The organism is Paractinoplanes deccanensis, from assembly GCF_016862115.1.
Taxonomy (GTDB): Bacteria; Actinomycetota; Actinomycetes; order Mycobacteriales; family Micromonosporaceae; genus Actinoplanes; species Actinoplanes deccanensis.
Genome location: NZ_BOMI01000028.1, coordinates 33,812 through 44,922 on the forward strand (window position 1 = coordinate 33,812; position 11,111 = coordinate 44,922).

The following is an 11,111-nucleotide window of genomic DNA, read 5'->3' on the forward strand; positions in this document are numbered from 1 at the left end:
ACGCCGGGCGGGCTCCACCGGATCGCCCGAAGCACCGTTCGGAAATACCGAACGCCCGGGGCGGGTTGGCGTCGGCGTGGAGCTTCGTCATCTGCGCGTCTTCGACGCCGTCGTGCGCACCGGCACGGTCACCGACGCCGCCGTCGCGCTCGGCATGGCACCGTCGAGCGTCTCCGAGCAGGTCCGCGCGCTGGAGCGCTCGCTCGGCGTCCCGCTGTTCGAGCGCGGGGCGCGGGGCATGCGCCTGACCGGCGAGGGCCGGCGCCTGACCGGGTGGGCCCGTCAGCTGCTCGGGCTGGCCGACCGGGCGATCGCCGACGTGGCGGGCCGCCGCGACGACGTACGGCTGGGCGCCTTGGAGACCCTGGTGGCGACCTGTGTGCCCACGGTGCTGGCCCGGCTGGCCGAACGCCGCCCGCTGCTGCGCGCCGACGTGCGCCCCGCCACCGACCGGCTGGCCCTGCTGGCCGATGTGGACGCCGGACGGCTCGACGCGGCCCTGCTGCTCGACACCGGCACCGCCCTCGGCGATCTGGGTTTCGAGCCGCCGGCCGGGTCGCTGCGCTTCCTCGACCTCGACCCGGTGCCGCTCGCCCTGCTCGCCGCCCCGGGCCACGGGCCGCGGCACCGGATCGGCCCGGCGGACCTGGACGGCGAGCGGTTGCTGCTGAACGCGCCGAACTGCTCGTTCGCCCTGGCCGCCGACCGGCTGCTGGGTGCCGGACCGGAGCGGGTCTTCGTCGGCTCGGTCGCCACCGTCCGGGCGTGGGCCGAGCAGGGTCTCGGCATCGCGCTGCTGCCGGACTTCGCCGTCACCGGCGCCGTCCGGGCCGGCACGCTGGACGCCCTCGACCTCCCCCTGCCCGCGCTGGCCTTGCGCCTGGTCTGGCGCGCCGGCCGGGAGGACGACCCACGGGTCCGCGACCTCCTGTACGCCGCCAGCGGCTGACCTACGGCGCGGCGGGCGGCTGGAGCACGCAGAACTCGTTGCCGTCCGGGTCGGCCAGCACGTGCCACGTCCAGCCGTCCTCCTCGATCGGGTCGGCGGTGACCCGCCGCGCGCCCAGCGCCGCCACCCGGTCCACCTCCGCGGCCAGGTCGGCGACGCGGAAGTCGAGGTGCATGCGGTTCTTGCCGGTCTTCGGCTCGGGCACCCGCTGCAGCAGCAGCTCGACGCCCTCGCCGCCGGGCGGCAGCAGCTGCCGGTAGCGGCCCGGGGCGCTCGGGCCGGCCTCGTAGCCGAGCACGCCGGACCAGAACGCCGCGGAGCGGTCCAGGTCGGCGCAGTCCAGGACGACGACGAGTTCGTGGCTGGTCATGACGGCACGTTACGTGACCAGGCCGGCCGATGCTGGAGGCAGGCGCGCAACAGGCGGTCGAGGGCCAGCCCGATCGGCACCGCCAGCAGGACCAGCACGAGGTCGGAGTCGGCGTCGTTCACCGGCGGGTTGGCGGCCAGCACGGTGAACGTCGCACCCATCTGGAGGACGGACGCGAGCACCACGAGCGGCAGGAGCATCACCGGCAGGGCGAACGCGGTGATGGCGGCCACCGCCACCGGGGAGCCCCGGCCGGCCAGGCCCACGACCGCGACCACGAGCAGCACGGTCAGCGCGAAGACCCCGATCACCCGGCCCATCGCCGGCTCGGGTGAGGTGTAGCGCAGCGCCCACGGCGCCGCGCCGAGCAGGACCGCGATCGGCAGGGCCCGCCACGAGAAACCGACGGCGATCAGGGCCAGGAGGGAGCCGGCGAGCGCGCTGCCGAGCTGAAGCCGGGGCTCCACGTCGGTGGGCGACTCGGTCATGGTGACCAGGCCGGCCGCGACGGCGGCCACGATCGCGGCCGCGAGCAGGGCTGCCCAGCGCAGTTCCCGCGCCCAGTAGGTGTTGTTCTCGCCGAGCGCGCCGGGCCCCGACGGCTCGCTCAGCGGCTGGAACACGGTGACGCCGAGCGCCCACGCCGCCGCCGAGGCGGCTGCCGGGAGAGCGAGGGCGAGGCGGGGGAAGGAGCCCATGGCGGTACACCCTAGAGAGATGTGAAGAGCGCTACTCACCCGTGTCGGCCATTCAAGATCAGGGTATTGTTGCGCAAGCAAATAGTCTGTGTCTGAGGGAAGCGAAGCGCTGTGAGTGATCTGAATCTGCTGGTCATCGTCGCCAGCACGCGGCCGGGGCGGATCGGCCCCAAGGTCGCCGACTGGTTCGTCGACGAGGCCAAGGCGCACGGCGGCTTCCAGGTGGCGGTCGCCGACCTGGCCGAGGAGAGCCTTCCGCTGCTGGACGAGCCGCACCACCCGCGCATGCGCGACTACCAGCACGACCACACCAAGCGGTGGAGCGACAAGGTGGACGCGGCCGACGCGTTCGTCTTCGTGATGCCGGAGTACAACTACGGCATCTCGGCGCCGCTGAAGAACGCCATCGACTACCTGCACCAGGAATGGGCGTACAAGCCGGCCAGCGTGGTCAGCTACGGCGGCGTCTCGGCCGGCACGCGCTCGGCGCTCGGGCTCCAGGTTCCGGCGTACCCCCTGAAGATGTTCGTGATCCCGGAGTCGGTGAACATCCCGTTCGTGTCGAACTTCCTCGTCGACGGCGTGATCCAGCCGAACGAGACGATGCGCAAGGCCGCCACGACCCTGCTCGACGAGCTCGGCCGGGTCGCGGCGGCGCTCAAGCCGCTCCGCAAGTAGCGGCGCCTACCGAGCCACCTCGAACAGGGTGTTCAGCTGGTCGTTGAGCGAGGTCATCGACGACACGGGCGCGTCGCCGATGTAGACGGCGTCCATCCGGGGAACCATCAGCGCGGTGATGTCGGCCGCGTTGGTGGTCACCGGGAACAGGAACGTCGTCTTCTGCTTCACCTGGTCGGTGAAGGGCGTGACGTCCAGGCCGCGTTCCTCCCTGTTGTACGCGACGGCGCGCTCGGTGCCCGACGGGCGGGCCGGGAACACCACGCCGGACTCGCCGATGATGTTCTGGCACTCGGCGCCGGACAGGAACTTGACCCACTTCGCCGCGTTCTCGGGCTGCTTCGACAGCGTGGTGACCGAGTCGGCGAGGCCGTTGAACATCGACGCGCGCTTGCCGGACGGGCCGATCGGCGTCGGCGCGATGCCGACCTTCAGCTTGGTGCCCGCCGCGTCGGTGAGGTTCGTGTACGTCGAGATCTTCCACGAGCCGTCCAGCGCCATCGCCGCGAGCCCGGACTGGATCTCCTTGTCCGGCCCGACCGGGTTGTTGCCGCCGATCTCGGCGAACGACGGCATGTAGCCCTTGCGCGCCAGCCCGAAGTACCAGTCGAGGGTCTGCTGGAAGACCGGCTGGTCGAGGTTGAAGCGGCTGCCCCACGGGTTCCTGTCGGTGGCCTGCCATCCGGCGCTGCCGGTGAACGCGGACCACTGGGTCTGCCCCCAGCCCGCGCCACCGGCGCCGTCGGAGCCGAAGCCGTACTGCCGGACGTTGTCCTTGTCGAAGCCCGGCTCGTCGCCCCGGATGCCGTTGTTGTCGACGGTCAGGCGCGCGACGGTCTTCTCGAACGTGCCGCCGTCCCGCGGGTTCCAGGTCAGGCTCTGCAACGTCGCCGGGTCGATCCCGGCCTCCTCGACGGCCACGGGATCGTAGAACAGGGCGATGGTGTCCCAGTCCTTCGGGGCCCCGTACCGCTTGCCGTCCTGTCCCTTCCAGAGCTCCGCGAGCCCCTCCTGATAGTCGGCGTCGTTGAGGTCGCTGGTCGGGCCCAGCTCGTCGAGGGGGCGCAGCACGCCCAGGTCGACGAACTGCGCGAACTTCGCCAGGTGGTCGGTGAAGACGTCCGGCGCGGTGTCGGCGATGAAGCCGGCGGTCAGCTTCGACCAGTACACGTCCCAGCCGTACTGCGAGATCCGCACCCGCAGTCCCGGGTTCCGCTTCGCGAACTCGTCGGCGCACTTCTGGTAGCCCGGCTGCTGTCCCGAGTCCCACAGCCAGTATTCGATGGTGCCGCCGCCACCGGTCGCGGTGGCGTCCTCCCCGCTCCAGCCGCAACCGGCGAGCAGGGCCGCTGAGGTCAGTACCGCGAGTAGCCGTCTCATTTGATCCCACTGAATCCGATCGAGTTGACGATCCGCTTGGCGAAGACGAAGAAGAGGATGAGCATCGGCAGCGCCGCGACCAGGGTGGCCGCCATCAGGCCCGCCCAGTCCGGCCCGGTCTGCGGCGTCTGCGACTTGAAGACGCCGAGCGCCACGGTGAGCACCCGCGACCGGTCGGTGTAGCTGACCATCAGCGGCCAGAAGTACTCGTTCCACGAGGTGATGTAGGTCAGGATCGCCAGCGTCGCGATCGGCGCCGACGACATCGGCAGGATCAGCCGGAAGAAGACCCGCACCTTGGAGGCGCCCTCGACCAGCGCCGCCTCCTCCACCTCGCGCGAGATGCCGAGGAAGAACTGCCGGAGGAAGAAGACGGCGAACGGGGTCATCAGCATCGTGGGCAGCGAGATGCCGAGCAGCGTGTCGACCAGGCCGAGCTCCTTGATGAGCACGAAGTTCGGCAGCAGCGTGAAGATCGCCGGGATCATCAGGCCGGCGAGGAAGAAGCCGAACACCTTCTCGCGGTGCTTCCATCGCAGACGGGCGAAGGCGTACGCGGCCATGGCGCTGAAGAAGACCTGGCCGGCGGTGATGAGCGTGGCGACGATGACCGAGTTGGCCAGGTAGTGCCAGAAGTCGATGGGCTGCCCGGCGCCGCCCGCGTCGAGCGCCTCCTGGCCGGTCTGCAGGCCGAAGACCCGCTGGAAGCCGCCGAGCGACGGGTCGACCGGCAGCAGGCTGTCCGATCCGGCGTAGAGGGCGTTGTTGCTGGACAGGGCCGTGCGCAGCATCCAGTAGAACGGGAACAGCGACGCGAGGATCACCAGGATCATGAAGATCCAGGCGAGCAGACGGCCGATGTGGAACGGACGGCGCGGAGGCCCGGAAGTGTCCGAGATGTCGCGCACGGCGCCGGTGGCTACCGCGGTGGTCGCCATGAGAACCCCCTCAGGCCAGGTCGGACGACGAGGCCCGCGTGAGCCGGTACTGCAGGAAGGTGATGACCACGAGGACGGCCAGCAGGCCGACCGACATGGCCGAGGCGTAGCCGAACTGGAACCGGCCGAACGCCATGTCGTAGATGTAGTACTGGAGCACCCGCGAGGAGTCGACCGGCCCGCCGCGGGTCGTGATCGCGACGGTGTCGAACACCTGGAACGACCCGACCACCGTGATGATCAGCACCAGCGCGAGGATCGGGCGCAGCAGCGGCAGGGTGATGCGCCGGAACATGGTGAGCTCCGAGGCGCCGTCGACGCGCCCCGCCTCGTACATGCTCTCGGGAATGGTCTGCAGCCCGGCGAAGATGAGCAGGGCGGTGTATCCGACGTGGCGCCACACGTTGATGACCGCGATCGTCGGGATCACCCAGGCGCTGTCGGCGAGGAACGCGACGCGGTCGAGCCCGATCAGCTCGATCACCTTGTTGCCGATGCCGAGCTGGTAGTCCAGGATCCACAGGAAGATCATCGCGGCGACCACATTGGACACCAGGTACGGCGTGAGCACGATCCCGCGCAGCCAGGTGCGCTTGGTGAGCCGCTGCATCATCACCGCGATCGCCAGGGCCAGCGCGGTCTGCAGGGCGATGTTGACGACCACGTAATAGACGGTCACCTTGAGCGCGTTCCAGAACACCGGGTCCTGGACCATACGCACGTAGTTGTCGAACCCGATCCACTCGGGCGCGGTGAGCAGGTTGAACCTCGTGAACGACAGCCAGATGCCGCGCAGCGTCGGCCAGAGCATGAAGACCACGAAGCCGATCAGGGCGGGCGCGATGAACAGCAGGGCGAGCTTGGTGTCGTCGGGGGGTCTCTTCCGTACGGGGGTGACGGTGGCCATGGGGATGACTCCTAGGTCATAGGGCATCAGCTCGGTAGAGCACGACGGAATCCGGGTGCACGCGCGGACCGGCCACACCCGCGTGTTCCAGTACGGCGCCGCTGAACGACAGCTCCTCGGCCCACCACTGCGGCGGATGGTCGGCGGGGTGCAGGGGCCGCAGGCGGTAGAGCCGGCGCGGGTCGAGCCCGCGGAACCGCAGCGGCGCGCTCGGATCGGGGTACGGGCTCGCCATCGTCACCATCGCGATCAGCGCGCGGGAGCGGTCCGGCGCCACCACGCCGTGCACGAGCACGTCGTCGCCGTAGCCGTCCATGCGCACGAGGTCGCCGCCGAGCAGCAGGTCACGCCATTCCTGGAAGAAGGCGACCCAGCCGGCGAGGCCGGACAGCTCCTCGGGCGTGGCGGAGCTGATGTCCCACTCGATGCCGAGGTGGCCGAAGACGGCGGTCGCCGCGCGGAAGTCCAGGGAGTGCCGCCGCCCGGTGGTGTGCGACTGCCCGGAGGCGATGTGCGAGCCGAGGAACTCTGGCGGGACCAGCTGGGTGGTCCAGCGCAGCATGTGCTGCCGGTCGTGCGGGTCGATGTTGTCGGAGACCCAGACCCGGTCGGCACGCTGGAGCACCTCCAGGTCGACCCGGGCGCCGCCGGACGAGCACGACTCGATCTCGAGGGCCGGGTGCGCCGCGCGGATCTCGTCGAGCAGCCGGTAGAAGGCGCGGGTCTGCTCGTGCACGCCGGGCTCGCCGCCGGGCTGCCGGCCCGCGTCGATCAGGTCGCGGTTGTGGTCCCACTTGATGTAGTCGATCGGGTACTCGGCGAGGATCGCGAGGATCCGGTCCCGGATGTACGCGTACGCCTCCGGGATGCCGATGTTGAGCACCTGCTGGGTGCGCGACTCGATCGGCAGGTCCGGGCGCGCCGCCATGATCCATTCGGGGTGGGCACGGGCCAGATCGGAGTCCGGGTTGACCATCTCGGGCTCGAACCAGAGGCCGAACTGCATGCCGAGGCCCTTGACCCGCTCGATCAGCGGATGCAGCCCGTCCGGCCAGACGTCCGGCGAGACGACCCAGTCGCCGAGGCCCGAGGTGTCGTCGCGGCGCGAGCCGAACCAGCCGTCGTCGAGCACGTAGCGCTCCACGCCGACCCGGGCCGCCCGCTCGGCCAGGCCGGTGAGCCGGTCGAGGTCGTGGTCGAAGTAGACCGCCTCCCAGACGTTCATCGTCACCGGCCGGCGCGGGCCGACCGGCCGTTCGCGCCCGCGCAGGAACCGGTGGAAGCGCCGGGCCACCTCGTCCAGCCCGACGCCGTGACTGCCATAGACCCAGGGGCTGGTGTACGCGTCGCCGCGCGCGAGCCGCACCTCCCCGGGCAGCAGCAGCTCGCCGCCGCCGAGGCGCTGCTCACCGGTGAAGACCCGCTCGGCGTAATGGGTGTGGTTGCCGCTCCACGCGGTGTGCACGGCCCACACCCGTCCCGACGCGAACCCGAACCCGGGCGTGCCGGCGTGCAGCACGTACGCGCTGTCGGCGCCGGTGCGGCCCTTGCGGTTCTCGCGCAGGTGGATGCCGGTGCCGAGGGGCCGGCGCTGGGGCACCCGCTCGAGGTTGTGCCGTCCGCCGAAGTCGAGCAGCTCGGCCGCCTCGGCGGGCACGGGGAACGACAGGACCAGATCGTTGAGGGTGTACGGCTCGTCGCGCTCGTTGCGCAGCATGGCGCGCTGCCGGACGAGCCCCGAGGGCAGCATCTCGATCTCGACGCGCAGGGTGAGCCCGGCGTGCTCGTCGGCGGACTCGTGCACGACGCGCCCCGGGCCGGTCGTCACCTCGTACCGCCGGAAGAAGGGTGACCACCCCCGGCCCGCCGCCGAGCCGCTGAGACCGGGGCGGCCGGTCCAGCCGAGGCGATGCTCGGGCAGGACGGCGGCGCGCGGCACCGGGTCGACGGTGTTGGTGCCGGCGACCGGACGGGAGGCGCTCAGCAGGGCGGCGATCTGCGCATCGTCGAGCCCGGGCAGCTCGGGACCCCAGTAGGCGATCACCGGGAGGCCCGGCCCGGAGGCGTCGACGAGGAGGGTGACCCCGGCCTCGGTGAGCGCGACGACATCCTTCACCCTGGGCCGCCTTCCGGTCCGCTAAATCGATGAAAATGAGATTGCTGGGAGGTAACGGGCGTGTCAAGCACCGTTTCGCCCCTGGCGTCTGGCAAAATCGCCTGTTCCCGACTTTCCGGAATCGTACGGTAGATGCATGTCGTTCCTCGCCGATCTCAGCGTCCAAGTGAAGATCGTCATCGTCGGGGCGATCGGTGTGGTCGTGGCGGTGGTGATCGGCGCGCTCGCGCTGTTCGCGCTCGGCGACGCGGCCGACGCGGCGACGGACATCCACGAGGTGAACGTGGAGAACGTCGCCGAGGTCGGCGCGATCGAGGCGGCGCTCGGCGTGGCCCGGGTCGACCTGGCCAACCAGCTGATCTCCCGCGACGAGGCGACCACCGACAAGTACACGGCGAAGTTCCAGGACGACGTCAAGACCTTCGACGCGGCGCTCGCCGCGTACCGGGAGGGCAGCCCCGCGGCGACCGCCGACGAGATGGCGGCCGTGGAGGCGTTCTGGGCCACGTACGTCGAGCTGGCCACCACCAAGCAACTGGTCAACGGCGAGCGCAAGGCGTTCCAGGACTGGCAGACCGTGCGCGACACCGAGATCACCCCGCTCATCGCCGACCTCACCGACAGCGTCGAGGCGCTGGCCGCCGCCGAGCAGGCCGAGGCGTCCGGTTCGGCCGCGGGCGCGCGCTCGGCGTACAAAGCGAACCGGATCGAGACGATCGCCCTGGTGGTCGCCGGCGGACTGCTCACGCTCGGCCTGGGGGTCTTCATCGCGCGCGGCATCGTGCGCTCGCTCAACCGGGTGCGCGCCGTCTGCGAGGGTCTCGCCGCCGGCGACCTGACCCGCACCACCGGCCTCACCTCGGCCGACGAGCCGGGGCGGATGGGCCGCGCGCTGGACGAGGCGCTGCAGCGGCTGCGCGGCACGGTGTCGACGATCGACTCGTCGGCGCTCCAGCTGGCCAGCGCCAGCGAGGAGATGAACGGCGTGGCGGAGCAGATCGCGGCGTCGGCGGAGGAGACGTCGGTGCAGGCCCAGGTGGTGTCGACGGCGGCCGAGCACATCTCGCGCAGTGTGGACGCGGTCAGCGCGGGCAGCGACGAGATGGGCGCCGCGATCCGCGAGATCTCCCAGAACGCGAGCGAGGCGGCGCAGGTGGCGGGCGAGGCGGTGGGCCTGGCCGCGAGCACGTCGGGCACGATGAACCAGCTGGGCGCGTCGTCGTCCGAGATCGGCGACGTGATCCGCACGATCACGGCGATCGCCGAGCAGACCAACCTGCTGGCCCTGAACGCGACGATCGAGGCGGCCCGGGCCGGCGAGATGGGCAAGGGCTTCGCGGTGGTGGCGGCGGAGGTGAAGGACCTGGCGCAGGAGACGGCCCGGGCGACGGAGGACATCTCCCGCCGGGTGGAGGCCATCCAGTCCGACGCGGGCGGCGCGGTGACGGCGATCGAGGAGATCAGCCGCGTCATCGCCCGGATCAGCGACTTCCAGACGACGATCGCGTCGGCCGTGGAGGAGCAGACGGCCACGACGGCCGAGATGAACCGCAGCGTCACCGAGGCGGCGACCGGCACGAACGAGATCGCCCAGAACATCGGCGGCGTCGCGGAGGCGGCCCGGCTGACCACGGAGGGCGTGCAGCAGTCCCAGCAGGCGACGAACGAGTTGGCCCGCATGTCGTCGGAGCTGACAAGCCTGGTGTCGACGTTCCGGTATTAAGGACACGTGGATCTGCGCATAGGTCACTGGACAGGCAACGGCACCGGCGTCACGGTGGTGGTCCCGCCCCCGGGCACGATCGCGTCGGGCGAGGTACGAGGCGGCGCGCCGGCCACCCGCGAGTTCGCCCTCCTCGACCCGACCCGCCTGGTCGACCGCGTCGACGCCGTGGTCCTCTCCGGCGGCTCCGCCCTGGGCCTGGCAGCGGGCGACGGCGTGGCCCGGGCACTGTGGGAGCAGGGCCGGGGCTTCGCCACCCCCGCGGGCCCCGTCCCCATCGTGATAGGCATGTCCATCTTCGACGCCTCGGTCGCCACCACACCCCCGACCGCCGAGAGCGGGCGCTTGGCCTTGGCCGCCGCCCTCAGCCCCGACATCCCCACAGGCCACGTCGGCGCAGGCACCGACACTCCCCCAGGCATCGCCATTCCCGCAAGCCACGCTTCCGCAGGCAACGACATTCCTACAGGCCGCGCCTCCGCACGCACCGACGTCCCTACCGGCCGCGCCTCCGCACGCACCGACGTCCCTACAGGCCACGCCTCCGCACGCACCGACATCCCTACCGGCCACGCCTCCGCACGCACCGACATCCCTACAGGCCACGCCGCCGCAGGCAACGACGGACCGGCGGGCCGGACCGATGCAGGCGCCGAGATACCCACAGGCCGCGTCGGCGCAGGCACCGGCGCCACGGTGGGCAAATGGCGAGGCAGCCTCTCCCCCGGCGGCATAGGCATCGCCCGAGCCACAGCCGACGGCGCCTCCCTGCTGGCACTGGCGGTAGTCAACGCCTGGGGCGACGTGATAGCCCCGTCCGGCGAGGTCCTCAACCACCCCACGGCCCCGCCCCGAACCCCCCACTCCCCCTTCGCCGGCACCAACACCACCATCGCCGTCGTGGCAACCGACGCCCGCCTGTCCAAGACGGACTGCTTCCTGCTGGCCCAGAGCGGCCACACCGGCTACGCCCGAGCCTTGCACCCCGCCCACTCCCGCTACGACGGCGACGCCGTGGTAGCCCTCGCCACCGGCACAACGGACGCCAACCTCGACCTCCTCCGAGCCGCAGCAGCCGACCTAACCGCCGAAGCCATCCGCCGCGCCATCACCCCACCCACCTCTTGACCGCCGCCCGCCCCGCCTCTTCATCGCGCCGCACCTCCACCCGGCCATGTCCGCTCCCCCAACCGCCACCCTCGTCTCGTCGAGGCGGCGCATCAGTCTCTTTCACCCGGTCACCGCGGAAAATAAGCCGTCGACGCGACCACCGCAGCTTTCCAAAATCTTTCGTTCGCGACTTTCCCACCGCCGGCCCGCCGCCTTAAACGCATCCACTAAGCGGGCCGTCG

At 71.1% G+C, this 11,111-nt stretch carries 10 protein-coding genes; 4 read left to right on the plus strand and 6 right to left on the minus strand.

From position 1 onward, the window contains the following. Positions 1-76: 76 nt before the first annotated feature. Positions 77-949, plus strand: a complete 873-nt coding sequence (locus tag Ade02nite_RS08665; protein WP_203761023.1) for a LysR family transcriptional regulator — start codon at positions 77-79, stop codon at positions 947-949. Position 950: 1 nt separating this feature from the next. Here the strand turns inward: Ade02nite_RS08665 and Ade02nite_RS08670 are convergent, their stop codons facing one another. Both Ade02nite_RS08670 and Ade02nite_RS08675 read right to left on the minus strand, forming a co-directional pair. Continuing rightward, on the minus strand, positions 951-1,319 hold the full coding sequence (locus Ade02nite_RS08670; protein ID WP_203761024.1) for a VOC family protein: 369 nt from the start codon (positions 1,317-1,319) through the stop codon (positions 951-953). Further along, positions 1,316-2,017 (minus strand): hypothetical protein, encoded by a 702-nt coding sequence (locus Ade02nite_RS08675; protein ID WP_203761025.1) that lies wholly within the window; start codon positions 2,015-2,017, stop codon positions 1,316-1,318. Before Ade02nite_RS08675 ends, Ade02nite_RS08670 begins: the two co-directional genes overlap by 4 nt. Positions 2,018-2,128: 111 nt before the next feature. Here Ade02nite_RS08675 and Ade02nite_RS08680 point away from each other — a divergent pair, with 111 nt between their 5' ends. Beyond that, positions 2,129-2,695 (plus strand): NADPH-dependent FMN reductase, encoded by a 567-nt coding sequence (locus tag Ade02nite_RS08680; protein ID WP_203761026.1) that lies wholly within the window; start codon positions 2,129-2,131, stop codon positions 2,693-2,695. 6 nt (positions 2,696-2,701) lie between these two features. Here Ade02nite_RS08680 and Ade02nite_RS08685 read toward each other — a convergent pair whose 3' ends face one another. From Ade02nite_RS08685 to Ade02nite_RS08700, 4 genes are read right to left on the minus strand one after another with little or no spacing between them, the layout of a single operon-like run. After that, positions 2,702-4,075: an ABC transporter substrate-binding protein gene (locus Ade02nite_RS08685; RefSeq protein ID WP_203761027.1), complete on the minus strand. Its 1,374-nt coding sequence runs from the start codon at positions 4,073-4,075 to the stop codon at positions 2,702-2,704. Then, a complete protein-coding gene (locus Ade02nite_RS08690) occupies positions 4,072-5,013 on the minus strand; it encodes a carbohydrate ABC transporter permease (protein ID WP_239168639.1) in 942 nt (313 codons plus the stop codon). The genes Ade02nite_RS08685 and Ade02nite_RS08690 overlap by 4 nt, the downstream gene beginning before the upstream one ends. 10 nt (positions 5,014-5,023) lie before the next feature. Then, the gene (locus tag Ade02nite_RS08695) at positions 5,024-5,920 is read right to left on the minus strand and encodes a carbohydrate ABC transporter permease (RefSeq protein ID WP_203761028.1); all 897 of its coding nucleotides are present in this window, start codon (positions 5,918-5,920) and stop codon (positions 5,024-5,026) included. Positions 5,921-5,936: 16 nt separating this feature from the next. Next, entirely contained in the window at positions 5,937-8,036 is a 2,100-nt protein-coding gene (locus Ade02nite_RS08700; RefSeq protein WP_203761029.1) for an alpha-galactosidase, read from the minus strand. A gap of 136 nt (positions 8,037-8,172) precedes the next feature. On the opposite strand from Ade02nite_RS08700, the gene Ade02nite_RS08705 reads away from it, so the two are divergent. Beyond that, a complete protein-coding gene (locus tag Ade02nite_RS08705; protein ID WP_203761030.1) occupies positions 8,173-9,759 on the plus strand; it encodes a methyl-accepting chemotaxis protein in 1,587 nt (528 codons plus the stop codon). 6 nt (positions 9,760-9,765) lie between these two features. Further along, positions 9,766-10,887 (plus strand): P1 family peptidase, encoded by a 1,122-nt coding sequence (locus tag Ade02nite_RS08710; protein WP_239168640.1) that lies wholly within the window; start codon positions 9,766-9,768, stop codon positions 10,885-10,887. Positions 10,888-11,111: the final 224 nt, after the last annotated feature.

Bases quoted from the DNA above. Each gene is read 5' to 3' on its own strand.
- Ade02nite_RS08670 (WP_203761024.1), bottom strand. From the start codon at position 1,319: ATGACCAGCCACGAACTCGTCGTCGTCCTGGACTGCGCCGACCTGGAC.
- Ade02nite_RS08675 (WP_203761025.1), bottom strand. From the start codon at position 2,017: ATGGGCTCCTTCCCCCGCCTCGCCCTCGCTCTCCCGGCAGCCGCCTCG.
- Ade02nite_RS08685 (WP_203761027.1), bottom strand. From the start codon at position 4,075: ATGAGACGGCTACTCGCGGTACTGACCTCAGCGGCCCTGCTCGCCGGT.
- Ade02nite_RS08690 (WP_239168639.1), bottom strand. From the start codon at position 5,013: ATGGCGACCACCGCGGTAGCCACCGGCGCCGTGCGCGACATCTCGGAC.
- Ade02nite_RS08695 (WP_203761028.1), bottom strand. From the start codon at position 5,920: ATGGCCACCGTCACCCCCGTACGGAAGAGACCCCCCGACGACACCAAG.
- Ade02nite_RS08705 (WP_203761030.1), top strand. From the start codon at position 8,173: ATGTCGTTCCTCGCCGATCTCAGCGTCCAAGTGAAGATCGTCATCGTC.